The organism is Dehalococcoidales bacterium, from assembly GCA_035529395.1.
GTDB lineage: Bacteria > Chloroflexota > Dehalococcoidia > Dehalococcoidales > Fen-1064 > DUES01.
Map to the genome: position 1 here is coordinate 1 of DATKWT010000049.1, position 24771 is coordinate 24771.

General features: G+C 55.2%; 18 protein-coding genes and 1 tRNA gene. 12 read left to right on the top strand and 7 right to left on the bottom strand.

The window, feature by feature from the left end:
• Positions 1 to 38: 38 nt before the first annotated feature.
• Positions 39 to 114 (bottom strand) — tRNA-Arg (locus VMW13_03255).
• 120 nt (positions 115 to 234) lie between these two features.
• On the opposite strand from VMW13_03255, the gene VMW13_03260 reads away from it, so the two are divergent.
• The 4 genes from VMW13_03260 to VMW13_03275 all read left to right on the top strand — a co-directional run bounded on the left by VMW13_03260 (position 235) and on the right by VMW13_03275 (position 5322).
• On the top strand, positions 235 to 1785 hold the full coding sequence (locus VMW13_03260) for a carboxyl transferase domain-containing protein (protein ID HUV43829.1): 1551 nt from the start codon (positions 235 to 237) through the stop codon (positions 1783 to 1785).
• A 97-nt stretch (positions 1786 to 1882) separates the two neighbouring features.
• Complete coding sequence (locus VMW13_03265; protein HUV43830.1) at positions 1883 to 3433, top strand: carboxyl transferase domain-containing protein; 1551 nt, start codon at positions 1883 to 1885, stop codon at positions 3431 to 3433.
• Between the two features lie 15 nt (positions 3434 to 3448).
• Positions 3449 to 5005 carry a carboxyl transferase domain-containing protein gene (locus VMW13_03270; protein ID HUV43831.1) on the top strand — a complete coding sequence of 519 codons (1557 nt, stop codon included), beginning with the start codon at positions 3449 to 3451 and terminating at the stop codon, positions 5003 to 5005.
• A 29-nt stretch (positions 5006 to 5034) separates the two neighbouring features.
• Positions 5035 to 5322 carry a putative quinol monooxygenase gene (locus VMW13_03275; GenBank protein ID HUV43832.1) on the top strand — a complete coding sequence of 96 codons (288 nt, stop codon included), beginning with the start codon at positions 5035 to 5037 and terminating at the stop codon, positions 5320 to 5322.
• 106 nt (positions 5323 to 5428) lie between these two features.
• Here VMW13_03275 and VMW13_03280 read toward each other — a convergent pair whose 3' ends face one another.
• Positions 5429 to 5575, bottom strand: coding sequence for a hypothetical protein (locus VMW13_03280; protein HUV43833.1), 147 nt, complete (start codon positions 5573 to 5575; stop codon positions 5429 to 5431).
• Between the two features lie 322 nt (positions 5576 to 5897).
• On the opposite strand from VMW13_03280, the gene ychF reads away from it, so the two are divergent.
• Positions 5898 to 6980: a redox-regulated ATPase YchF gene (gene ychF / locus VMW13_03285; protein HUV43834.1), complete on the top strand. Its 1083-nt coding sequence runs from the start codon at positions 5898 to 5900 to the stop codon at positions 6978 to 6980.
• Positions 6981 to 7325: 345 nt separating this feature from the next.
• Here ychF and VMW13_03290 read toward each other — a convergent pair whose 3' ends face one another.
• Positions 7326 to 8462 (bottom strand): acyl-CoA dehydrogenase family protein, encoded by a 1137-nt coding sequence (locus tag VMW13_03290; GenBank protein HUV43835.1) that lies wholly within the window; start codon positions 8460 to 8462, stop codon positions 7326 to 7328.
• A gap of 619 nt (positions 8463 to 9081) precedes the next feature.
• On the opposite strand from VMW13_03290, the gene VMW13_03295 reads away from it, so the two are divergent.
• The gene (locus tag VMW13_03295) at positions 9082 to 11688 is read left to right on the top strand and encodes a 6-pyruvoyl-tetrahydropterin synthase-related protein (protein HUV43836.1); all 2607 of its coding nucleotides are present in this window, start codon (positions 9082 to 9084) and stop codon (positions 11686 to 11688) included.
• Positions 11689 to 12074: 386 nt separating this feature from the next.
• On the opposite strand, the gene VMW13_03300 is transcribed toward VMW13_03295, so the two are convergent.
• Positions 12075 to 14375, bottom strand: a complete 2301-nt coding sequence (locus tag VMW13_03300) for a hypothetical protein (GenBank protein HUV43837.1) — start codon at positions 14373 to 14375, stop codon at positions 12075 to 12077.
• 606 nt (positions 14376 to 14981) lie between these two features.
• Between VMW13_03300 and VMW13_03305 the strand changes: the two genes are divergently transcribed.
• Positions 14982 to 16523, top strand: a complete 1542-nt coding sequence (locus tag VMW13_03305) for an IPT/TIG domain-containing protein (GenBank protein ID HUV43838.1) — start codon at positions 14982 to 14984, stop codon at positions 16521 to 16523.
• A gap of 22 nt (positions 16524 to 16545) precedes the next feature.
• Here the strand turns inward: VMW13_03305 and VMW13_03310 are convergent, their stop codons facing one another.
• Complete coding sequence (locus VMW13_03310) at positions 16546 to 17817, bottom strand: homoserine dehydrogenase (GenBank protein ID HUV43839.1); 1272 nt, start codon at positions 17815 to 17817, stop codon at positions 16546 to 16548.
• Between the two features lie 305 nt (positions 17818 to 18122).
• Here VMW13_03310 and VMW13_03315 point away from each other — a divergent pair, with 305 nt between their 5' ends.
• Positions 18123 to 18851 carry a hypothetical protein gene (locus VMW13_03315; GenBank protein HUV43840.1) on the top strand — a complete coding sequence of 243 codons (729 nt, stop codon included), beginning with the start codon at positions 18123 to 18125 and terminating at the stop codon, positions 18849 to 18851.
• A 536-nt stretch (positions 18852 to 19387) separates the two neighbouring features.
• Here VMW13_03315 and VMW13_03320 read toward each other — a convergent pair.
• Both VMW13_03320 and VMW13_03325 read right to left on the bottom strand, forming a co-directional pair.
• On the bottom strand, positions 19388 to 20767 hold the full coding sequence (locus VMW13_03320; protein HUV43841.1) for a hypothetical protein: 1380 nt from the start codon (positions 20765 to 20767) through the stop codon (positions 19388 to 19390).
• A gap of 227 nt (positions 20768 to 20994) precedes the next feature.
• Positions 20995 to 21357 (bottom strand): hypothetical protein, encoded by a 363-nt coding sequence (locus VMW13_03325; protein HUV43842.1) that lies wholly within the window; start codon positions 21355 to 21357, stop codon positions 20995 to 20997.
• A 302-nt stretch (positions 21358 to 21659) separates the two neighbouring features.
• Between VMW13_03325 and VMW13_03330 the strand changes: the two genes are divergently transcribed.
• The 4 genes from VMW13_03330 to VMW13_03345 all read left to right on the top strand — a co-directional run.
• Positions 21660 to 22355: a C4-type zinc ribbon domain-containing protein gene (locus VMW13_03330; GenBank protein ID HUV43843.1), complete on the top strand. Its 696-nt coding sequence runs from the start codon at positions 21660 to 21662 to the stop codon at positions 22353 to 22355.
• A gap of 160 nt (positions 22356 to 22515) precedes the next feature.
• Positions 22516 to 22923: a ribonuclease HI family protein gene (locus VMW13_03335; protein HUV43844.1), complete on the top strand. Its 408-nt coding sequence runs from the start codon at positions 22516 to 22518 to the stop codon at positions 22921 to 22923.
• A gap of 131 nt (positions 22924 to 23054) precedes the next feature.
• Positions 23055 to 23471, top strand: coding sequence for a DUF120 domain-containing protein (locus tag VMW13_03340; GenBank protein HUV43845.1), 417 nt, complete (start codon positions 23055 to 23057; stop codon positions 23469 to 23471).
• Between the two features lie 232 nt (positions 23472 to 23703).
• Positions 23704 to 24771: acyl-CoA dehydrogenase family protein (locus tag VMW13_03345; GenBank protein HUV43846.1), on the top strand; the 1068-nt coding region annotated here is incomplete at its 3' end.

Sequence of the window (24771 nt, forward strand, 5' to 3'; positions counted from 1 at the left end):
TCTCACTGTCACCTCCGTTTGGGGCCGATTCAACTTCGTGGTACCCCTGGTGTGACTCGAACACACGACACGCGGTTTAGGAAACCGCTGCTCTATCCTCTGAGCTACAGGGGCTCTGACAATACCGATTATAACATGACCTTCCTTGTCAGTCACTACCTCCAGTTGCTATACTAGACTCCAGCACCCCAGCACGCCACGGAGAACGTTTTCAGTTCCCCAGGGAGGTCGCCCATGGTATGGCAATCGGATATCGATGAACTCAGGCACCGCAAGGAACTTGCCGAACAGATGGGCGGCCCGGAGGGCGTCGAGCGACAGCACTCGCGGGGCAAGCTCACCGTGCGCGAGCGTGTCGCACTCCTCGCCGACCCCGGTTCCTTTGAGGAGATAGGCATCCTCACCGGCAGCGCTACCTATCAGGACGACCAGCTCACGGCGTTCACCCCGTCGAATACACTGAGCGGCCTGTGCACAATCGGCGGGCGCAAGGTAGTCCTGTCCGGGGGCGACTTCACCGTCCGCGGCGGTGCCGCTGATGCCACCATCGGCAACAAGCGCGGCCACGCCGAGAACCTGGCGATGCAGTGGCGCCTGCCCTACATCCGTCTTCTCGACGCCACCGGGGGCAGTGTCCGCACATTTGAACAGCTCGGGCGCACCTATATCCCGGGCAGGCCCGGTCAGTCCCCGGAGTACGAGTTGCTGACAATCGTCCCCGTGGTCTCGGCGGTACTTGGCTCCGTCGCCGGTCTGCCCGCCGTCGAAGCCTGCATGGCACACTTCAACCTGATGGTCAGGGATACCAGCCAGGTATTCGTTGCCGGACCTGGAGTGGTCAGGGCAGCGCTGGGTTATGATATAGTCAAGGAAGACCTCGGTAACGATACAGTCCAGACGAACAGCGGTACTATCGACAACGTTGCCGGGAACGAGCAGGAAGCCCTCGCCATGGTCCGGCGATTCCTCAGCTACCTGCCGCAGAACGTCTGGGAGATGGCGCCCCGTACCGAGCCGACCGACGACCCCAACCGTCGTGAAGAAGGGCTGCTGTCCGTCATTCCCCGTAACAGACGGAAGCCGTACAACCCACACGACATCCTGAACATGGTCCTCGACCGTGATTCCTTCTTTGAAATTGCTCCCTACTATGGACAGTCACGCATAACCGGCCTTGCCCGTGTCAACGGCTACCCGGTGGGCGTCATGATAAACGACCCCAGGCACCTCGGCGGGTCGCTCGATGTGACCGCCGGGGACAAGATTATCCGCTTCATGCTGATGTGCAACACCTTCCACCTGCCTATGGTCTACTTTGCCGATGAGCCGGGTTTCATGGTGGGTCTGGAAGAGGAGAAGCGGGGAATCATCCGCGCCGGTGCACGTATGGTCCTGGCCACCCGCGAGACCAGGATGCCATGGATTACGTTTATCACACGCCAACTCTTCGGCGTTGCCGGCGGCTGTCATGCCCGCATCGGTGGTATGTTCAGACGCTACGCATGGCCGTCGGGTAATTGGGGGTCGATGCACATCGAAGGCGGTGCCCTGATAGCCTATCGCCGGGAGATAGAGGCCTCGCCCGACCCGGAGGCCAAGCGCGAGGAAATCGAGCTTCGCCTCAATGCCATAGCATCACCCTTCCGCTCCGCCGAGGCGTTCGACATCGAAGACATTATCGACCCCCGGGACACGCGCCCGTTACTTTGTGACTTTATCGAGATGGCACAGGATATCCTGAAGACGCAGCTTGGTCCCACATCCGGCCCGAGCTACCGTCCCTAGAAATTTTTCGGTCCAATACCTGGCGCTCACTCTCGGGAAATAGTGTCAGCATAGCGCCGAGTCGTGGCCGACGCCGGGTAATGAAAGGAGAACACACATGGTCTGGCAACCGGAGATTGAAGAGCTGAAACACCGCAGGCACCTCGCCGAGCAGATGGGTGGTCCGGAGGGAATCGAGCGACAGCGCCGGCGTGGCAAGCTCACCGTACGAGAGCGAATCGATGTGCTGGCTGACCCCGGGTCCTTCCAGGAGATAGGAGTTCTCACCGGTTCCGCCACCTACGAGGATGATAAACTGGTTGATTTCACCCCGACCAACTCGGTGCTGGGCATCTGCACTTTGAATGGGCGCAAGACAGTCCTCATCGGTGGTGACTTCACGGTACGCGGCGGTGCTGCTGATGCTTCCGTAGGCGACAAGCATGGACGCGCTCCGCGCCTGTCATCTGAATGGCAAATCCCCTTAATCCGACTGCTTGACGCAACGGGCGGCAGTGTCCGCACTTTCGAAAAGATAGGCCGTACCTACATCCCCACCAATCCGGGCACCTATGGAATACAGAAGCTGCTCTGCGAGGTCCCGGTTGTCTCAATGGCGCTCGGCTCCGTGGCCGGGCTGCCCGCAGTGGAAGCCTGCCTGGCCCACTTCAACGTCATAGTCAAGGGCATCGGCCAGGTGTTCGCGGGTGGGCCTCCGGTGGTAAAAGCCGCCCTGGGTTACGACATTACCAAGGAAGAATTGGGCGACGAAAGCACCCAGGCCTACTGCGGCGTTATTGATAATGTGGCCGAGACCGAGCAGGAGGCCTTTGATATGGTACGGCACTTCCTCGGCTACCTGCCGCAGAACGTCTGGGAACTACCGGCAAGGGCAGAGCCGACCGATAAACCGGACCGCCGCGATGAGGAGCTGCTGTCCGTCATCCCCCGTAACCGGCGGAAGGGCTACGACGCCCGCGCCGTCCTGAGACACGTCATCGACCATGACTCTTTCTTCGAAATCGGCGAATTCTCGGGGCGGTCACGCATAACCGGCCTGGGCCGCGTCGATGGCTACCCGGTCGGCGTGATGATTAACAACCCGATGTTCCTCGGCAGTTCGATGGATGTCGCCGCCGGTCTGAAGGTGATTCGCTTCATGCAGCTATGTGATACCTTTCACCTGCCGATGGTCTACTTCGCCGATGAACCCGGCTTCATGGTGGGCCTCGAATCACAGAAAGAGGGCATCGTTCGCGCCGGCGCTAAAATGGTATGCGCCACCTACCAGACCAGGATGCCATGGATGACCTTCGTTATCCGCCAGCTCTATGGTGTCGCCGGTCAGTGCCATGACCGCCCCGGCGGGATGTTCAAGCGTGTTGCCTGGCCATCCGGCAACTGGGGCTCGATGCACATCGAGGGCGGGGCTAGAGCCGCTTACCGACGGGACATAGAGAACGCCGACGACCCTGTGGCAAAACAACAGGAGATTGAGCGCAAGCTGCAGGCTCTGGCTTCACCCTTCCGCACCGCTGAGGCGTTCAATATCGAGGACATCGTTGACCCCCGAGACTCTCGACCAATACTTTGCGACTTCATCAACATGGCACAGAATGCACTGAAAACCCAGCTCGGCCCCACCCCCGGTCCGAGCTTCCAACCATAAACAAGGAGGATACACATGATCTGGCAACCGGAGATTGAGGAGCTTGAGAAAAGAAAGCACCTGGCCGAACAGATGGGCGGTCAGGAAGGCATCGAAAAACAGCATTCCCGGGGCAAGCTCACCGTACGTGAGAGAATCGACGCCCTGGCTGACCCCGGGTCTTTCCAGGAGATAGGAGTTCTTACCGGCAGCGCCAGGTATGAGGACGACAAGCTTGTCGGTTTTACCCCGGCCAACTCGGTAGCCGGTCTATGTACCCTGAACGGACGCAAAGTGGCCTTCAGTGGCGGTGACTTTACGGTACGCGGCGGTGCCTCTGATGCTGCCGTTGGCAACAAGGGAGGTTACGCCCAGCGGCTGGCGCTGGAATGGCACCTGCCCTTCATCCGACTTCTTGACGCTACCGGTGGCAGTGTCCGCACCTTTGAGCAGATAGGGCGTACATATATACCTGATGCTAACCCGGGCTGTGCGATAACGGCACAACTACTTAGAACGGCGCCCGTAATTTCAGCAGCGCTCGGCTCGGTTGCCGGCCTGCCCGCAGTAGAAGCCTGCATGGCCCATTTCAACCTGATGGTCAAGGGTACCAGTCAGGTCTTCGCCGGCGGTCCTCCGGTTGTCAAGGCCGCCCTCGGCTATGACGTCACCAAGGAGGAACTGGGCGACGAGCGCACCCAGATATACGATAGTGGCGTCATTGATAACCTGGCGGAGACCGAAGAGGAAGCCTTCGAAATGATACGGCGTTTCCTGAGCTACATGCCACAGAATGTCTGGGAAATGCCGCCGCGAGCGGAACCCACGGATGACGCCAACCGCCGTGAGGAAGAGCTGCTCTCCATCATCCCGCGTAAACGGACCAGGTCCTATGACCCCTACCGGATACTGAAACTCGTCCTGGACCATGATTCCTTCTTTGAGATTGCCCCATTCTACGGAAAATCGCGCGTAACCGGCCTGGCCCGCGTTAATGGCTACCCCGTCGGCGTAATGATTAACAACCCGATGCAACTTGGTGGCTCGATGGATGTTGCCGCCGGCTCGAAGGTAATCCGCTTCATACAGCTTTGTGACCTCTTTCACGTACCCATGGTCTACTTCGCCGATGAACCCGGCTTCATGGTCGGTATCGAGGCCCAGAAGCAGGGCATTGTCCGCGCCGGTGCCAGGATAGTCCTGGCCACCATCAACACTAAAATGCCCTGGATAACCTTCATCATTCGCCAGTTGTTCGGGGTCGCCGGCCAACTCCACAACCGGCCCGGCGGCATGTACAAGAGGGTAGGCTGGCCCTCCGGCCACTGGGGCTCGATGCACATCGAGGGCGGCGCCAGAGCTGCCTATCGCCGGGAGATTGAAAACGCCCCGGACCCGGAGGCAAAACAACAGGAGATAGAGCGCATGCTCCAGGCGATTTCCTCACCGTTCCGCACCGCCGAGGCGTTTAATATCGAGGATATTATCGACCCACGGGACACCCGACCGATTTTGTGCGACTTCATAGAAACGGCGCAGGGAATGATAAAAACCCAGCTCGGTCCCAGCTACGGGCCAAGCTGGAATCCATAGTCCGGAGCAAAACATAAAGGAGGTAAGGAATGATAGTCTTGGTAGCAGTATTGCAGGTAGCCGAAGGCAAGGGAAACGAGGTGGTTGAAGAGTTCAAGAAGCTCGTGCCCACAGTCCTTCAGGACCCCGGTACAATCTCCTACAACATCAACCAGGCGGCAGACAACCCGGACAAGGTAATGGTCTACGAGAAGTACGAGGACATGGATGCCCTGAAATACCACGGCCAGACCGAGCACTTCAAAGCATTCGGGCAGGCCACACGCTCCCTTTTTGCCGGGCGCCCCGAAATCACACTTTACAACGAGGTCGTCTAGCAGGTTACTGAAAAGGAGAGGCCAGAGCGAGTGCCCCTCGCGGGGCCAAGCCCCTTCTGAGGGGTCACCCCTTCTAAGGGGCGCTCCTCTTGGTCGTTTCCGGGCGCTACGCCACCACCCCTACGGTCTCACGTAGTGTGGTGGCACTCAGACAGGACAGCCCGGTGTACCCGAAGTCCGTAGATCGGTGTCCGGAGTACAGAGTGATGAGAATCACCAGGAGTGTCAGCAGGCAGGACTGATACTCTATCATCTGGCTTGCCTTCCCTGGACAATGGGAGCACGTACCACTTTGCTCCCTTCCATAGCACAACCCGGTGCTTTGTGCGATTACCTATTGGTTGCTTTTATTATTAGCTCCAAAAGGTGTAAACTATAATAGCAGGGTGATTCTAAAGATGAATCACTTCATCTCCACCTGATAGTGTTTGAGCAAGCCCCCTGGGTCGCTTTTACTTTAGCACTCACATAGCCAGGCAAGACTGTTCTTAATCTGGGTAAATTACATTGTAGTTCGGACAAATACGTACTCCCGGTATTGATTAACGTGTTTACTTGATTGCAGGGAATACCATATGAGTTTAACCTGTGGACTGGTAGGTCTTACTGCTTGCGGTAAGACTACTATTTATAACGCTGTTACCGCCTCCGGAGCGGCACATTATGATGGTTCTAAGATGCATAGAGTCATTGTTAATGTGCCTGACCCACGTATTCAGGCACTGGCAAAGTTATATAATCCTGCCAAAATTGTTCCGGCTACTATGCAACTCGTAGATATTCCCGGTCTCGCTACCAACTCCGCTAACAAGCCAGGACACAGCACAAGACTGCTTAAACATATCAAAGATGTTGATACCTTGCTGCACGTAATACGGTGTTTTGAAGCGGCGGACACCTTTCCCCGGCATGATAATATCGACCCCGTGCGGGATGTAGAGACCATAGACCTTGAATTGATGGTAGCTGATAGTCAGACACTACAAAAAAAGATTGCCCGCTTGTCCAAGAAAGTGCGAGCAGGCGATAGTGATGCCATTCGTCAGGTAGCTGACTGTGAAAAAATAAAAAGGGGATTGGACCAGGGAATACCTGCTCGCCGGCAAAGATTGGACGATAAGGAACTGAACAGTATCCGTGAATGCAATCTGGTCTCGCTCAAACCCGTGCTATACATTGCCAATGTGAAGTCTATGGGAAACGATGGAAACGACTATGTTAAAGCGCTTCAGACTATAATTGATGCCGATAGCTCTGAGGCTATTACCATCTGTGGCCGTGATGAAGCTGATATTAGCCAACTTGACCCCGTAGACCGTCAGGAATTTTTAGCTGAGCTTGGCTTGCAGGAATCATCCATGATGCGATTACTACAAGCCGCGTACCGAAAACTTGGACTGGTGAATTTCTTTACCGTTGGCGAGGATGAGGTCCGTGCCTGGACATGCCACAGAGGAGATAAAGCCCCAGTTGCTGCAGGTAAGATTCATACGGATATGGAGAGAGGATTCATACGGATGGAAGTGATACCCTGTAATGACTTGCTTGAACTCGGCAGTGAGGCTGCTGTAATCAAGGCTGGTAAGCAACGTATCGAGGGTAAGACCTACGAAATCCAGGAGGGTGATGTCACGGTGGTGCTTTTTAATATCAGTTAACGACTATCACCCGGGTTACAAACAAGGCTCCTGAGCTTAACTATTAAGTAAAAGTTCACACTAGAAGGGTGATGAAAAAGGAGAGTCCAGAGAGGTGAAACCTCTTTAGCAGGGGGCTGGGGGTGTCCCCCAGATATAATATTTTCCCCCTTCCTCGGTAGGAAGGCTCTTCCTGGACAGGAAGGGGAAGGCGGCCCGGATGGGCCGCACGGGGTTTGGTCGAAAGGGTTTTTCAGCAACCTGCTAAACACTCCGGCTTAGTGTTTTACCATCATCACGAGGCGTATTTCCTTTTCTATAATAAGAGTGGCTTCTGAGAAATAATTATTGCTAAACTACGAGTCCTTATCTCAGTAATGACCTCGATATCACCATGCGCTGGACTTCAGATGTCCCCTCATAGATAGTGGTCAGTTTGGCATCGCGGAAATATCGTTGCATTGGGGAATCCATCATATAGCCGTAACCACCGAAAATCTGGATACCCTGCGTCGTAGCCTTCATGCAGAGTTCACTGGCAGTAAGCTTCGCCATAGCCGCATACACTGTGAAGGGCTCTCCCTGGTCGGCTAAAAAGGCAGCTTTGTGGGTGAGTAACCTGGCTGCCTCGAGCTGCGCAGCCATATCTGCCAGCATCCAGCTTATTGCCTGGTTCTGACTGATGGGGGCTCCGAATTGTATCCGTTGCTTTGAATACTCGATTGATCTTTCCAGTACCGCCCGGGTAATTCCCAGCGTCTGTGCCGCTATACCTATCCGCCCGTGGTCCAGAATAGCCAGGCATATTTTCATGCCTTGTCCCTCGTCACCGAGGCGGTTCTCCGCGGGCACACGGCAGTCTTCGAAAATGAAATCCGCATTGGTAGCAGCCCGCATCCCTAATTTGTCATACTTCTTGCCTTTGGTAAATCCTGGTGTGCCATCTTCTACTACAAAGGCCGTCATTCCACGTTTGCCCAGGTCCGGGATATTGGCAAACACAATGGCAGTACCAGCCACATCGCCATTCGTCATAAAAATCTTGGTGCCATTGAGAACATAGGAATCACCGTCCCGGACCGCGGTAGTCTGTATCGCCGCAATATCACTGCCGGCTTCCGGTTCGGTGATGGCAAAACCGCCCACTTTTTCACCCTTGATTAGAGGTGGCAGGAATTTTTTGCGCTGCTCCTCGTTCCCGAAGGTATAGATGGGTTTGGTGCACAGGCATAAATGAGTGTCGAGAATATCGGCTGTGGCAGCACAGGCCCAGGCAATCTCTTCTACGGCGACAGCCACTGATAGTTCACCCCCATCGCCGCCGCCATATTCACCCGGGATTCCAATACCGGTCAGACCGAGTTCGCTCATTGCCTTAAAGTTGTCCCAGGCAAATTCCTGCCTCCGGTCCAGTTCATCTGCCACCGGAGCAAATTCCTTGACGGCCAGGTCCCTCACCGTCGTCCGCAGCATTTTGTGTTCTTCGCTAAGGAAAAAATCCATACCTGCCCCCTTTCAATCCAATTCTCTCTTGTAAACATGCAACCCGCTGATTATCTCACGTTACCAGTCAGCATTCCCCGTGTCAACTCCCCGCAGAGCCTGGCCCGGCAATTATTCCGGCTATGACTGATGCCTGGGGATGTCAAGCGTGGCAGGTTCCCCGGGGAAGCTGCGAAAAAGGTCCCTATGTTGCGGGATGATTCCATGCCTGGTCCTCAGGAGCAGAAATGGGCTCACTTTTGTCAATGATTTTCATGAAGACTCCCCTCCTTGACACCCTCACGCTCCAGTCGTATGCTGAGTGCACCCACCCTAGATGGCGGTGTTCGTTATAGAGTGCCCGAACTGTCATATTGAGAACCCGGAAGGCATGAAGTTCTGCAGAGAATGCGCCCAGCCACTGGGAGCAGAGCGAGTGTGCCCACAATGCGGGCATATCAATTCGCTCGACAGCAAATTCTGCAACCAATGTGCCCATCTTTTTACCGAAGAGCCACTCGCACAAACCCCTGAAACACCCCCGTCGCTACCAGCATCACCTTCCCCCGAAGCCACCTCCTTCGCCGAAGGCCGCCACCGGTTCAAGAAGCTCTCTGGCGGGGGTGGCATCAGATTCTTGATGCTTTGGAGGAAAACAACAACACGCTTCACCAGGGCTGGCTACTTCGCCCCAATCGTTTTCCTGGTTATTACGCTCATAATTACCCTGCCCACAGTTATTAGTCATTTTGCCCCGACCTATGTTGACCAGATGGGGCATCTTTTTCGCCTCTGGTTCTTAACAGATAGCGTGTTAAATGGTGATTTACTGCCACAATGGATGCCCGACTGGTATATAGGCATGGATGCTTTCCGTTATTATCCGCCACTGGTAACTTATCTGATGCTCCCGATAAACCTGATTACCGGCAATCCAGTGGATACCTACTATATCTTCGGCGCGCTGCTCCTGTATGGCACCTGCCTTAGTGCCTATTATTTCGCCAGACTTCTCATGTCACGTTGGCCGGCTTTCATCGCCGCGCTAGTCTTTGCTTTGTCACCAATGACTACCTCGATTTACTGGCACGAGGGTAACCTTGGGCGTGCTCTGTCTGCCCTTATCGCACCTTTCGTCTTTGCTCTTGCATACAAGATGTTGCGTAATCAGCGAAGGGTTACCTGCATCGTTCTTGTCTTATCCACAACTCTGCTTATCCTTGCCCATGCCATGCAGGCATATATGTTCCTGTTCTTGCTTGGTGTCTGGCTGTTAATAATCGGGTTATTCCCCGAACGGCGCTGGCGAGAACTCAGCTTCACCGCTACTGCATTGTTGCTCGGAGTTGGTCTTTCACTTTTCTGGTTACTGCCCGCAACTACGCATGTGGACTTACCCAATGTACCAGGAATCTTCATAGACAAGCTGTTCGACTATTCCATCACTTTCAGCAGCTTCAGCTCCGGTACGATGGAAACAGACCCTCTTATATACTTCAGTCCCATAGCGTTAGTATTCGCGATTGCGGGTGGGGTAATCACTCTGCGTAGCAATCTGCGCTGGATTTCCATTAGCCTGATAGTAGTAACCTTTGCCGGCCTGATTCTGAGTTTCGGCACGAATCTGGGTGATTGGATGACACGCGTGCCGGTATTCAACAAGCTGTTACCATCCCGTTTCTTACTGGCGGCTCTCCTTCCTGCGGTTGTTCTTATCGGAATGTGGTTTCAATCCTTGGCAAGCAAGGTGAGATTGCCTGTCAGGCCTGTTAGATTACAGAGCAGCTTTCTCATCGTGTTGGTAATAATTACCATTGCATTACTGGTCTGGAACTACCTGCCAGGGTTGAACATGATAAACGAAGGCCGACCAGCGCTCCTGGAAGACTTCTCAACCTATCTTGCCGAGGAAACACATCCCGGGAGAGCTATCATCTTCAGCAAGGAAAACTCATCTCCTTCGTACTGGCTAACGGTGGGTGGGAACAAACCGCAAGCGTTTGGGTGGGCGGTTGAGGGAACCATTCATCAGGATACACAACCACTGATGAATAAGGCTATCGTTGAGGACGATACCGAGTACCTGGAAAACCTCTTCAGACTGTGGCAGGTGAACTACGCCATACTGGGCGGCGATCAAATACCAATGAAGCAACAGCTATTCAGCGACACGGGATTTGTGACAACAAGGGAAACAACAGGTACTCAAACAATGCCATACATTCTTATGAAGCGTGAGAATCCGCTGACACCAGCATTCTCTTTCAACATGAATACGCTGGCAATAGGCGTAGGTGCCGCCGGACTTAGCGGGCACCTTCCCTGGATTACCAGGGGGGATACAGATTCCCTGGAAGACCACGACTCCAGCTACCTCGAGCACTTTGATGTCATCATCCTGTGGGAGCCGGTAATCAAGGATAGACAGCGCTTCGAAGCAATTATCACCGAGCTTGCAGCAAGCGGTACCGACGTCTACATCAGCCCAGGACGTAATGTCGGGAATCTCGCTTTCGGTGTATCATCGGAGAAGGTCCCTATGTCAGGCGTTTGCCAGGTTAGGAATGAGGCATCGCCACCGGTGTCAGATGACGAAGCACTGGAACTGACGCTGCCAGCAGACTGGTACGGGCACATATATTACCACATAGACGGGACGGATATCATGCTGGATGGCTCCGAACAAATACCTCTGCTTCAGCATAAAATAGTAGGCGGAGAGAAGGTCTATTTCATCGGTGCTGCTATGCTGTGTCTTCTTGATACCACTTCGGAGCTCGAAGCAAAGATGGCACTGGAGAGTATGTTATCACGCAGTCATCCCTATACGGACCCCACGATTACGCCGCTCCCCTCCGAGGTAACCCACGCATCTGATGTGATGACGGTAGAGATTGCCACGTCCGAAGATGGCTGGGTAATTCTCTCAGAGTCATACAGTCCATCATGGGATATGTATTTAGATGACTCGCCGCTTGCTTATTACAATATTGAAAACATGTTGGCGTTCTATCTTCCCGCCGGGCAACATACTGTGAAGGGTTATTACGGGTTGACTACACTTCAAATAATGTCAATCATGCTATCGTTTGTGAGTCTGATAGCAGTGTTCTTAATGCTACACATTATCCGACCTTTCCGGATATCAAAGACTACACTGAGGAATATCCCGTGGCGGACCGGTCACGGAGAATTTCACCATGAAAGCGCGGCCGGGGAAGAGACTGACATTTGTCGCCAGGTATAGATGTCATGAGGGAAGCCCACCGGTACAGGTATCCGTTAACGGTACTTCCATGGAACCGTGGCACTTTAACGCTTCTCCCGGTCAGTTCATGGAGACATCATTGGAAATACCACCAGAAATCGTGAATGAAGACATCGTTACTATTGAACTGAAATGGGACATAGGAAGAACGACCTTCAGGTGGTGGTCAGTAACCAGGCAATTACGTGGTTTATGACACAGGGGTAATGACATATTTTCGCAGGCTATGACTGATGCCTGGGGATGTCAAGCGTGGCAGGTTCCCCGGGGAAGCTGCGTCACAGTGATGACCATGGCAGAGGCGCCTTGCCCGTCTGGTTGCGGGCTCCTGACTGGTCGACGATATCTGCGGGGGGTGTTTTGGCTCAGAACCCTGCCGTTTGTCTCTTCCTGCGTACAATCACCCAGCCGACGGCAATGAGAACGGCGGCCGCGACGCCGCCGGCAATCCAGGTCCAGGCTGGTAGAGAGCCAAGCCCTCCGCTACCTTCGTCGCCAGGTTGCGTGGCATCCGTTGGCGCCAAGTACAGGTCCAATCCGTATGATCTCAGCCCGGCTAGGGAAGCTTCCTCCAGTGGGTCGGCTGGTCCCGGCCTGATGGCGCCCGCCGGGTCGGCAACCACAGTGAACAGAGTGAAGTGGTCCGTAAGGGCACTCAGCGTCACTGTTCCGTCCGGGTTGTTCACGGCCTGCACGTCCTGCAGCGACGCCCATCTGGCGCCGTTCCAGAAAGCAATGCTGAGGCTGTCCGGGTCGAAGCCGGCGGGCAGAGTGTCGGCCTCGACGGTGAACTCAATGGAGACCGGCACGACGAAGTCGGTGCGCACATCGGACCCGTCGGTGGCCTCGGCTGAGATTGAAAACCCGAGCGCCATGTCAGTCCCTTCGGGCACGGCCACTTGCTCAACGAGGTCATCCGTGTTGGTGATGGCGGCGACCCTTACCGAGGAACCCGAAGGAAGTGCCCCGGCCGGCACGGTTACCTGAGCCAGCGAACCGCCGGAGGCGACGCTGCCGACCACTACCTCGGCTTCGTCAGACACCTCGCCTATTGTGGGGTTCTCCTCGACGACTACCGGCTCGGCGACCGCCACGCTCACGACGGCGGTGATGAAGCCGGCAGCAACTGGCAGTATTCCTCCAGCCACCATGCCCACGGTGATGTCCTCAGTGAAATCGGCCTGCCATGAACCATCAGACCCGACGAGTATCCCGTCAGCAAACGCCGCCATGGTCGCCTCGTTGCTGGTTGGATCGCCGGCAATGACTACGACTGAGATTGTCTCACCAGCAGGGCCGGTTCCGCTGACGCGGTCCAACTCGTGGTCGACGCTCTCGATTGCAAGGTCGGCAAGCACGGCGGATATGGAGGTCTCCCCCCAGGTCACGGTGACTTCCATTCCGGGCTCAAGAACGATATCGAGGTCCGGCGACTCGGGTACGCCCCAGTTGGCACTGCCATTGTAGAAGTCTGCTACTTGAGAGTCCGTGAACAGGATTGAGCCACCGGCTGACGAGCGTACCGTCAGATTGACGGAGACACCACCGGCGTCGACGCTATCGACAATGACGGCGTTGAGGGCGAGGACAGCGGTTACGCCCGGTTCGACCATCTCTGCAGGGTACAAAGCGACCGTGGTGATGCCGCCTTTGTTAAAGGGATCAAAAGCGGCACGGGCGGCCGGGTCGTTCCAATCGACTGAGAAAGGATTATAACACGCACTGTCAACGAGGATATGGCTGCTGCTGGTGAGGTCGATGCTTGCCAGACTGAGGTCGAACTCCCAGTGCCCGGAGGTGTCGACGACGAAGTTGGGGAAGCGAGGATCGTAGCCCGGGCCATCACCTTCCGGGAACGGCCATGCAGAGCCGAATTTTATTGGTGCGACGCTCTCGTCGTGCGACTGCTTGTCTAGCCAGATGGAGAACTCAAGTCCGGCCCCGGGGACGCCGGTCCCGCGAATTGTGTCGGTATCAAAATCAACTTCATCGATGGTTAGGTGCAACACCACATGGGTCGCGGTTACCTCACCGTCGGTGACTCTGATCTCCATACCCTCCTGGAGAAGGACGGGAATGCCCAGATCGCGGAGGCTCCATGAGAAGCTGCCGTCGGCACGGGCGGTAGTGGTCGCTTCCGCGAGTTTCACACCTCCCGGGGCAGTCGACACCGTCATTGTGGCCGGCAGGTTCGGATTGAAGTGAACAGCGTCAACTGCTCCCCAGCCCGTATCGACACCCACGAAGGGAAACTGGACGTGCTTCGTCAGTTCAATGAGATAGTGGCCGCTGCTGCCGTCGGTGTCGGTTATCGCCACGTTGATGTCAAACCACGGCGTCCACTTGTCCCAGTGCAAGGCCATCGGCTCGCCGCTGACGGCTGGTCGGCCGTTGATTGTGAACGTCGCACCCGGGTCCGAAGTCACGGCGACCACCGTTATCGTCTCGGGCGCTACGCCCATACTTCGGTAGTCGCCCCCGTATTGGCCACCGTGTTCGTAGCCATCCGGCCCGACCGGTCCCGGATGCCACAGTGGAGAAGGCGACAACGTCAGGCTCTCCAGTGTCGCGGGGCTTTCCTGCGCAAGGGCGCCCTGGTGCGGAATGAGGACAAGGAGTAAGAGGAGCAAGAGGGCGAAGCATTGTGCTTTCATTGATAGACGCATAGTAGTCTCCTTCTGAATCTCTTCCCGCTACCGCAGTCTTCGGCAATCGTACTGTTCCCAACCTGTCTTGTCAACATAAATATGCTCCGGCCACGCCCGGCTTCGGTTGTTCCGACTAACGGATTGTACGGTCTGGCCTAATGTGAACCTGGCTTGCACAATCCGCCCGATTGTGTCCCCGTAGTGTACGGTGAGTTCCAGGCACCGTAAGGCACCCCAGGCATGCACAAAGAGCTAGTGTAGTGTCTCCGAGTTTTCTTTACAATAATTGTTGACAATAATGCGTCGTAGTAGCCGGTGCCTCATTGTAAAGCTATGTTAGAGACACTACACTAGCTCTGGCGCCGAAGCCCCGTTTCAATCAGCGCCAGCAGCGGCAGCCTCTGCACACGGACACCGTTGGATTCTACTATAGCATGTGGATGGACAGGCCACCACCTGTTCTCCGAAGGCCAATCTGCTGCACAGAGTGCTAACTGGAAGGATACACCCCTCCCTTTCTTACACCGCAATACGTTACACTACCTGAATTGGGAATATTATTGACAGACCATGGCATTTAGCTTACCATTGGCTAGATAATTCCTTGAAACAGGCGGCAGAACGATGATATGTAGTAAGGCACTTTCCCTCCTTACTGTGGCCGCTATCCTGGGCATGCTTGTAGCGGTCATACCTGCACAGCCGGCTCTGGCGGCACCAGCAATTCAGCTTTCGCCGGTATCCGGTGCCGTTGGCACCATGGTCACGGTGACCGGCACCAACTTCGAATCCTACAAGGGTGATAACCTCTCCATATTCTTTGGTGGCAAGGAAATCATCACCAGCCCGGTAACGGTCCCGGATAGTGGCCCGTTGACCAGCTTTGAGGTGCCGGTTACCACTCCACCAGGTCTGGCCATGGTATCTGTTATCGGACCGCTCGGTTCAACGCTGGCCAATGCCTCTTTCATGGTAGAAGCTTCGGAAATCTGGCCGGACACGAATAGCGGCGTTGTCGGGACTTCTGTAACTATCACAGCCCGGGGATTCTATGTTAACAAGCTAGTTGCCTTCTACTACAACCATAATGGGGTAACTACACTGCTGGGTACGGCGGTGGCCGATGCTACCGGTGGGTGCAGCTATACCTTTGTGGTCCCATCCGGTCATGCCGGAGAGCACCTGATCACAGCCAAGAACGATGACGAAATAGGAAACTGGGCCAGTACCACGTTCGAGGTCATTCCTCAGGCTGCCGTCAATCCCACGCAGGGCTCCGCTGGCGACATTATCGCAATAAGCGGTACCGGCTTTGCCGCCGGTGAAGAGGTGAGCATTTACCTCAAAACGACCCCGGTAGCCTACATCAATTCCGATACGTTCGGTAACTTTGAGGGCGTCTTCAAGGTGCCCTCCATGAGTAACGATTCCTACGCGATGAGGATAGAGGATGCCAGTCGGAACAGGGTGCTGATGCAGTTTCCCATCATCGCCGGCGCTCGTCTCAGCAGTACCGATGGGCATGTCGGCACCGAGGTCATCGTTAGTGGGAACGGATTTACTGCCGGTGCTGAATTGACTGTCCGGTACGATACTACGGAAGTTGCCCAGGTGTCAGTCGATGAAGACGGGTCATTTACCGTTACCTTTGAAGCCCCACCGAGTATCGCTGGTCAGCGTACGGTGACAGTCAGTGATGGTAACAATACCGCGGGGCTTGCATTCATCATGGAGTCGACACCACCGCTGGCACCGGTCCGACAACTGCCGGAACCCGGGGTCGAGATACGCTCACCTGTTATCTTTGACTGGGGGACTGTTGAGGACCTGAGTGCGCCGGTCACCTACACCCTCCAGGTCGCCAATGATGGTGAGTTTACCGACGTGGTCCTGGAGAAATCCGGACTGGCCACAACGGAGTACACCCCCACCAGTAACGAGCGACTGCGGACGTCCAAAGACGAGACCGTCTACTACTGGCGGGTGAAAGCTGTAGACGCCGCTTACAATGAGAGCGGGTGGTCCGCTATGGGGTCGTTTCGAGTGGTCGCCTCTTTCACCATGCCGAGCTGGGCCATCTATGTACTGATAGGAGTCGCCGTGGTGATTGTCGGTTTCCTCATCTACCGGTTGTGGAAACGCAACCGAAGTAGCTACTGGGAATAACCGGAAGGACCCGCCGGTCAGTTTAAGTATCGGCGTTGAGGATACGGATTACCCTGGTCTCCGCCCGGACGACTTCCATCCTGTCCACCCTCTTGACTGCTTCCTGTAGGTTCCCCTCTCTGGCGAGATGCGTCGTCATTACCAGCGGTACGAAGTCCCTGGAGACCGCCTCCTTCTGGATAACCGCCGCGATACTGATGTCGTGCTTCCAGAAGATTTCACTAATCTGGGCAAGGACCCCCGCCTGGTCAACGGCGCTGAACCTCAGATAGTATCGCCTTTCTGCTGCTTCGGTGATACCCAGCGATAGTTCCTCGGCCGAGCTTGGCATGGGTAACGACTCACCCCCGGCGATATCCAGCAGGTCCTTGACTATGGCATCGGTTGTCGGGTAGACGCCGGCTCCGGGAGCAACGAAACCGGATACCACTCCGTACTCGTCTTCGAGTTCGGTCCCGTTGTAGGCCCCCTCCAGAGTCCCGAGGAGGGATGTCCGGGGCACCAGCGCCGGGTGCACGGCAACATTGAATCTGCCCTCATTCTGCTCAATCACGCCGACCAGCTTTATGGAATATCCCAACTCGACGGCGTACTGGATGTCCTGGGCGGTGACGTTTCTGATACCTTCGATGGGGAAAGCCTGCACGGTACGGTAGGAATTCGTAATCAGGCCGAGGAGAATACGAATCTTGTTGGCGGTGTCTATTCCGTCCACGTCGTCCGATGGGTCGGTTTCAGCCAGACCCTTCTCCTGGGCTTCTTTAAGCGCCTGCTCGAAGCTTTTACCATCCCTGGTCATGGTGGACAGTATGTAGTTGGAAGTGCCGTTGAGGATGGCGTAAATGCGCCGGTAGCTCTTGGCGGCAACGCCTGCCTGCTGGAATTCGTGGATAAGGACGTGACAGCCGACAAAACTGGCCCGGAAACCGATACGCCGCTTCAGGTCCGCAGCCAGGCTGAATATCTCCTGTCCCTTGTGGGCAAGGAGCATCTTGTTGGCCGTTACCACGTCCTTGCCGTTGCGCAGGGCCTCGGAGATAATGCTTCCGGCTGGTTCGATCCCGCCGATAAGCTCGACGATGATATCGATAGCCGGGTCGTTCACAGCCTGCCGCCAGTCCGTTGACAGGTAACTCGCCGGGACTGTTACCGGGCGGGGTGTCTCCAGGTCGATATCGACCACCCGGGTCAGTTCCAGACCGGGTACCCCCTTCTCGTAGAGGGCTTCTACCACACCGCTGCCCATATTTCCGAACCCGATAACGGCTACCTTTTTGCTGGCTCCTGCTGACATAACACTATGCCCCCATCTTTACTGTCCCGGGATAGCCAATCTTATAGCGGTGACGAGGGGGGTGTCAAATGGGGAGGCAGACATGGTTTGGCTCTGGCTCTCTACTTCATGTACTACAACTTCACCAGACCACACATGAGTCATTGGCTAACCTGTATCCTAGAACCCCAGTGATGGCAGCAGGAGTATGTAATCACATTTGGACTGTAGAAGAGATTGTCAGTCTTAGTATTCCAAGATGAAAAACATCATGCTATAATATACATAGAATATCACGAGAGACACTCGGCTAACGGAGGTGAATTATGGGTGTCTTGACTGGACAACAGATAGAAGCATTCGTACAGACAAAGTCGCTTGGGATTGACCCCTTTGACCCGATTTTCAAAGCGCCTGCATCTTATGACCTGCGGCTTCATCACAAAATACTGGCAAGCCCAGTGGGTGAGAAGACTCTAGGTAAAGTAATTGATTTACGTGAGATGCCAGAAGGTTTTCCTATTTTGCCGGGTCAGATGATTGGTGTCTTATCTCTTGAAAAGTTAAGCCTACCTCTCAATATTGCTGGACGATTTGGCATTAGGTCATATTTTGCTCGTAAGGGACTAAATGCCTTTGGTGGCCTTCAGCTAGACCCAGGTTTTAGGGGTAGGCTTACGATGAATCTATTGAATGTTGGCCCTGAACCAGTATGTATAAAATATAAAGAAGCAATATTTTCGGTAGAGTTTTCCCGTCTAGAAGAAGATGCTGTAGGTTACAATGGGGAATACCAAGACCAAGAAGATTTCCCAGCAGACCAATACAACTATATACTTAACGCTAGAACCACGAGCCTAGCTGAAATTCCGATGCTCAGAAACGAACTTAACTTATTGTCTGGTCTATTTGAGGAATTTGGAGAACTGATAAGAGACCCAGACAGTGGATTAGAACTAAAGCCAGAAATTAGGCAACGACTGTTGGAGTCGTCCAAGAAACCTAAAGAATCTCTATTGTCATCCGAAGGGATATTGAGACAGTTGGGGTGCTAGACTCATGCCACTCATGTATGACCCTAACGCACTCGATGGGGTACCCAAAAAAGACGTGAAGATGCTTGTGAACAAAATAGAGTGGGTGTGGCAGCATCGTCACGAGATTCGTCACCTTGCCCTTAAAGACAATCTAATTGGTTATTACAAGCGAAGGATAGACCCTTATCGGATTATTTACTCATATGATAATGATAATGACACTATGATTGTTCATCTTATAGGAACTAGGGATGATATATATCAAGATGCACAGCGTAAGCTTTCCTAACTAGCCTACTCTCTCTTACTATCCCGCTCATATCCGTCTACAATTTCCAGCGATTCAAAATTATACACTACCCAATATCCGGTTGTGCTAGCCTGTCACCAGCAGTGCCATACTCAAAATGATACACTACCCACGGGCCTTCGCTAATCTTCCTTAGACAGCGTTACGCTATCTTGAACTAAGACACTCCGCTGTTAAATACCAGATTTCAAAATGATATACTACCGGATGACGAGGGGGTGTTAAATGGGGAGTGTCTGCTCTTTTAAGTCTTCCCCCTCGCCCCTCTCGGCGTGTAGCCATTCGCCGCCTCCACCAGCAGCGCCAGGCTCATCAGGAAGTCGTCGTGCCCCCGTGAAGCGTCTACATAGAAGTTCATCGTCTGGTTGGGCCGGTAGTGGCTCTTTGCCATCTCCACCTCCTGCCAGAACTCCCGGTATTCCGTCGAGCCGTCTCCGGCATACATCTTCAATCGACCTGAGTTGACCGCCGCCAGCAGGTCGAAGCCGAGCCGCGACTTTGACTGCCCCGTGAAGGTGAACGGCACCACCCGTGACCCCAGACTCTGCCTGAGAAACGAGCTCACCGGCTGGCCGATACCGGTGGCATCGACGACCACCCGGCGACACCGCCAGACGTTCTTCAGAATGTCCACCAGTTGTGGATAGAGCTCGGTGTGCTTCCGGCCGGTCCACCAGTAGTGCTCGACGACCCTGACCCGGGGCTGTTTCTGGATGTCACCGGCGTCAGGGAAGTCCAGTTCGCCAATGGTGACCACTGTCGAGTCCTGCCTGGGTCTGGCAGCTCTCAGCAGGGCATCCTCACCTTCTTCGGCCTCACCGGCGAGGTCGATACCGGCCACGTAGACCCGGCCGCGCTGCGGGGAGTGTTTCCGGGCGTGGTTGCCGCTTAGCTGTGCCCGTTGCTGGGAGGAAAGAAACCCCCCACCACCCCGGATGGGCAGCAGGCAGTACTGGGTCAGGAACAGGGGGTGGTCCTTTCCCAGGCGCTCCCGCTCGGCCTCCACGTGTGCCAGGTAGTCGGGGTTATACACGGCTACTTCCTGCCAGTCGTAGCGGAAGTGACGCTTGATGCCGTCCCGTTTTTCCAGTTCGATATTGGCCTGTTTCACCTCTTCGAGCAGGGTGGTGTCGTCCCAGGTAGTACCGTAGTGGACCGTGGTGACGTTGGTGGTCGCTCCCATCGGTTTGAAGTCCTTGGTGTACTTCTCCTTGCTGACATCCTGTGATTCGTCTATTTCCAGAAGGATATGGGCCGTATTACCCACGACATTCGCCGATTCATCAGCCGAAAGGAACACCGCCCGCGCGTTGCCCAGCCTGATGATGTAGCCCAGTTCACCTGTCCAGATACCGGCAAATCCGGCGTCGTTGAGCCGGTCTCTGAGTCGCATCATGGAAATAACGGTCTGCGGCTTGAAGGTGGGGCTGCACTTGACCAGGTTCCGCGCTTCGGCAATGTGAAGGGTCAGCAGCAGAAGCTCGATCTGGGCAGAGAGTTCGTTCTTGCCTCCCTGGCGGGCAATCTCCACGGAGAAGGTCAGGCCCTTTCTACCGAAGACGCTGTCCAGCACTGCCAGTGCTATCTCGCGCTGGTAAGGACGGAGGCGGTGAAATGAGAGCATAATTACACCATTACCCGGTGACTCATCACCTTCAGTGAGTTTTTCTCTACTACAAGTAGAGACATCATCTCTAGAAGTAGAGACATCATCTCTAGTACCCTGCCGTAAAGGGGCATAATCCCCCCTTCCCTTAATAAGGGAAGGGGAAGGCGCCGCCCCTTCTTAGGGGCCCCGCCTCTTCTGAGAGGCGCTCCATCTGGGCCGCACGGGGATAGGTCCCCAATCCCCTACTTGCTGAGGCCGGTCCCGATGCCGATACCGAGCGGGATGGCGACTTCTTTGAGGACATTGCCGATAGCCTCCTTCAGCCCCTTCTTCTCCTCTTTGGAAATGTTGTACCTCGTCTTGACGAGCCCCGCCAGCGTATTGGTCGCCTGCATGACCAGCTTGATGTTCTCCGGGTCGTGCTCCAGGAGCGTCTTTATCTTCACCCTTAGCAGGGCAATCTCGTCGTCGATGCCCTCAACGCCGGCCGCCAGCTCGAAGTCGAGCTTTTCCACCTCGTCCAGTACCTTGGAATAGAAGCCGTGCTTTCTAGCGTTCTGGTTGCCCTTTGGTGCCCCTCTTGTTCCCTTTGCTTTGGCTGGCATTTGCCTTATTCGCCTCCTTAAGAACGCTAGCAGTACCTAGCACAATGGTATGGGCCGCCAGGTCCCACCTCTGCTTCTCCACGGCTAACCTCAATAACCTCATCACGCCTCCTTTACATAACCTAAAAACAATTCACGCCTGGTTAGCCTCGATTTGTTTCCCATAATCATAATAGTACACCTGTTCTATTTCCGCCACAGTGTTTTGTCGCCGCCGGTTGTATACCGGGCGTACCTGGACGGAGTCCAGGCGCAGATTGATATTGGTATACCACCGTTGTACAATAGCCCGTGGAGGAAGAATGAGTCTTGCCCGTCAGCTACACGACCTGCAGGAGATCGACCTGGCCCTGAGGTCCAGGGAGCAGGCCCAGGCCCGGATTAGCAGCCAGCTCGGTGAGAGCCGGGAGATAGCACGGGTGAGGACGCGGCTGGCTGACGAGCAGAACCGTCTCGAAGAATTAACACATCAGCAGCATTCGCTGGAATGGCAAGTGGACGACCTCTCTGTCAAGGTATCCGCCACCGAGGAGAAGCTGTTTGGCGGCAGGATACGCAATCCCAAGGAGCTTGCCAATCTCCAGCGTGAAAACGAGGAAGTGAAAGCCCGGCAAAGCCAGATTGAAGACCGGGTGCTGGAGCTGATGGACCAGGTGGAGGCAACAACGGCGGCCGTGAAGACCTCTACCGCGGAGCTGGCCAGGCTGGAGGAGGAGTGGCGGGACCAGCAGCAACGACTCTCCACCGAGCTAACTCAACTCAAGGAATCGCACGCTGACCTCACGCAGAAACGCGCAGTGCAAGTGGCGCAGATTGATTCCGCTGTAATCGAAGTCTACCAGCAATTACAGGCGCAGAAGGGTACTGCCGTAGCCATGGTGGAGCAGGGCACGTGCCGCGGCTGCCAGATAGCGTTACCCACCACCGAGCTCCAGCAGGTGAGGGGCGGCGGCCTGGTCCGCTGTAGTAGCTGCGGTCGTATCCTTTACCTTGCCTGATTATGCATCATCACGGCGTGTCATAGTCGACAAGGACGAAATTACCACGACAATCCTTCACCATAGTAAATCGTGGCTGGTAATGACGGTTGGGGGCATCGCTTCCACCCTGTCATTGCGAGGGGCGTAGCCACGAAGCAATCTACGTAGCTGTTGTATAATGATAACAGGAACTCTGGTAATCAATGCCGATGGCGCCTCACGGGGTAATCCCGGTCCGGCGGCAATCGGTGCTACCATCAAGGACGAAAACGGCCGGTTGCTGGCCTCGGTCTCGCAGCGCATCGGCCGGACGACCAATAACCAGGCGGAGTACCGTGCCCTGATTGCTGCCCTGGAAAAGGCCATCAGCCTGGAGGCCCGGCGGGTGGATATCCGCCTTGATTCCGAGCTTGTCGTCCGGCAGGTCGAGGGCAGGTACAAGGTGAAGAAGGCGACTCTCCGCCCGCTCTACCTGCGGGTAGGAGAATTACTGGGCCGGCTCGAGGGCTTCACCCTGACGCATGTTCCCAGGGAGCAGAACGCTGAAGCGGACCGGCTGGCCAACGCCGCCCTGAAGAGAAGCTGACTTACCGGTGTGAGTCGGCCTGCTCCCCCTGATTAGCCTTATCAGGCAGGACTCCATACGGTTCACACGAAACACGCCACTTACAGACTATGGTACAATCTCTGTAAGCAAATTGCAGGACGGTGTACCGGATGGAAGAAAAACAGGTCTACCGGGGTATAATCAAGACGGGGCGTGGAGCGGGCGCAGGGGAAATGTCTGCCCCCGGAGTGCTTGAAGGGTTCCGGCAATTGACCGGACTTGCTGTCATACCGGGGACGCTGAATATAGACCTTACCGAAGTCTTCGACCTGTCCCTTCTGAGCTACAATTCCTCTGCAGAGCTAGGCATGACACAGATAGACCTTCGTGCACTGGGGATAGACTTCGATGGCGAGCAGGGTATGCACTACGGTCGGATAGCAATCGCTAATGAGTACCCCGGTTGTATTATCTGCTTCACGTGGGTCGACTGCCCCGGCATCAATGCCGAACTGGTCAGCCCCCACCATCTGCGCAACACTCTCAATCTGCAGGACGGGGACACAGTCGAGTTCACGCTGGTATGACCTGCCGGAAGGATACGCCCCTCTCTTTTTACACACAATACCTTACACTACCTCAGGCATAGCGGCACTTGACAGCCACAGGAGCAGGAATGTAATCTAGCTATTGGAAGTTGGCACTGGAGATATTTGTCTGTGCTGTTGTCCGCACCCCTGCACTTAATACACTGCTGGCTCTCTAGCGATGACTATTGGAGACTCACGGACAAGCACAAAACCGTCCTGAAGGACACGAATGGACTTTAGATTCACTGAAGAGCAGGAGAAATTCAGGCAGGAGGTCATTGACTTCTGCGATGCGGAGCTGCCCGGCGAAGCGGTAGCACCGGCGAGTTCACCTGCCTTCATCCAGAAGGTCGCCGGGAAGGGCTGGCTGTGTCTGTCCATCCCCGAGCAGTACGGCGGCCTGGGACGGGATGCCGTATGCCGTGTCATCCTCAATGAAGAGATGGCCTACCGTCAAGCTCCAATACCACTTGGCCTCTACGGTCGTTCGTTTAATCTCTTCGGGAGAATCTGCCTCAAGCATGGCAGTGAGGAACTGAAGAAGAAATGGCTCCCCCGGTTGGCAGGAGGCGAAGCCTTCGGCCAGTGCTATACCGAACCGGAAGCCGGCACTGATGTAACCAGGGTTCAGACCAGGGCCGTACGCCACGGCGACAACTACGTGGTCAATGGCCAGAAGATGTTCATAACCACCACCCACGTTCTCAAGCACACGTTACTGATGGCCAGAACCGACCCTGACGCTCCTGCCGAAAGAGGCCTGAGCATGTTCGTTATGGAGAACACCTCTCCGGGAATAACCATCAGCCCCCTGATGGGTATGGGTGGATACAGGACGAACCAGATTTTTCTGGACGATGTGAAAGTGCCCGCTGAAAACCTGATTGGCGAGGAGAACCGGGGATATGCCTACTACCTGGAGGATAAACCCTTCTATCTGCACAAAGAACAGGGTGCTGAGGTAGGAGCGGTACGGCGGGCTTTTGAGGACCTGGTCCAGTATGTCAGGAGCACCAGGAGGGACGGGCGCTTGCTCAGCCGGAGCCCGATGGCCCGCCGGGAACTGGCGGAAATGGCTACCAGCATCAGGGCGATGCGCACACTTTCCTACCGCATGGCCTGGATGGAGACCCGGGGACTTGACCTCTCTCACATTGCATCGGTAGCCAGGGTATTCAATGTTGAATCATGGCTGAAGTTCAATAGTGTCGCCATGCAATTACTGGGGCTAAGCGGACAGCTACGACGTGGAGCAGATAACGTGCCTCTCGGCGGTGCAATGGGCTGGCACTATGAG

Excerpts from the sequence above, each read along its gene's own strand:
- VMW13_03335 (HUV43844.1), top strand. The coding sequence starts at position 22,516 with ATGATAACAGGAACTCTGGTAATCAATGCCGATGGCGCCTCACGGGGT.
- VMW13_03330 (HUV43843.1), top strand. The coding sequence starts at position 21,660 with ATGAGTCTTGCCCGTCAGCTACACGACCTGCAGGAGATCGACCTGGCC.
- VMW13_03295 (HUV43836.1), top strand. The coding sequence starts at position 9,082 with ATGCTTTGGAGGAAAACAACAACACGCTTCACCAGGGCTGGCTACTTC.
- VMW13_03305 (HUV43838.1), top strand. The coding sequence starts at position 14,982 with ATGATATGTAGTAAGGCACTTTCCCTCCTTACTGTGGCCGCTATCCTG.
- VMW13_03310 (HUV43839.1), bottom strand. The coding sequence starts at position 17,817 with ATGTCAGCAGGAGCCAGCAAAAAGGTAGCCGTTATCGGGTTCGGAAAT.
- VMW13_03315 (HUV43840.1), top strand. The coding sequence starts at position 18,123 with ATGGGTGTCTTGACTGGACAACAGATAGAAGCATTCGTACAGACAAAG.
- VMW13_03300 (HUV43837.1), bottom strand. The coding sequence starts at position 14,375 with ATGCGTCTATCAATGAAAGCACAATGCTTCGCCCTCTTGCTCCTCTTA.
- VMW13_03275 (HUV43832.1), top strand. The coding sequence starts at position 5,035 with ATGATAGTCTTGGTAGCAGTATTGCAGGTAGCCGAAGGCAAGGGAAAC.
- VMW13_03260 (HUV43829.1), top strand. The coding sequence starts at position 235 with ATGGTATGGCAATCGGATATCGATGAACTCAGGCACCGCAAGGAACTT.
- VMW13_03270 (HUV43831.1), top strand. The coding sequence starts at position 3,449 with ATGATCTGGCAACCGGAGATTGAGGAGCTTGAGAAAAGAAAGCACCTG.
- VMW13_03340 (HUV43845.1), top strand. The coding sequence starts at position 23,055 with ATGGAAGAAAAACAGGTCTACCGGGGTATAATCAAGACGGGGCGTGGA.
- VMW13_03325 (HUV43842.1), bottom strand. The coding sequence starts at position 21,357 with ATGCCAGCCAAAGCAAAGGGAACAAGAGGGGCACCAAAGGGCAACCAG.
- ychF (HUV43834.1), top strand. The coding sequence starts at position 5,898 with ATGAGTTTAACCTGTGGACTGGTAGGTCTTACTGCTTGCGGTAAGACT.
- VMW13_03290 (HUV43835.1), bottom strand. The coding sequence starts at position 8,462 with ATGGATTTTTTCCTTAGCGAAGAACACAAAATGCTGCGGACGACGGTG.
- VMW13_03280 (HUV43833.1), bottom strand. The coding sequence starts at position 5,575 with ATGATAGAGTATCAGTCCTGCCTGCTGACACTCCTGGTGATTCTCATC.
- VMW13_03320 (HUV43841.1), bottom strand. The coding sequence starts at position 20,767 with ATGCTCTCATTTCACCGCCTCCGTCCTTACCAGCGCGAGATAGCACTG.
- VMW13_03265 (HUV43830.1), top strand. The coding sequence starts at position 1,883 with ATGGTCTGGCAACCGGAGATTGAAGAGCTGAAACACCGCAGGCACCTC.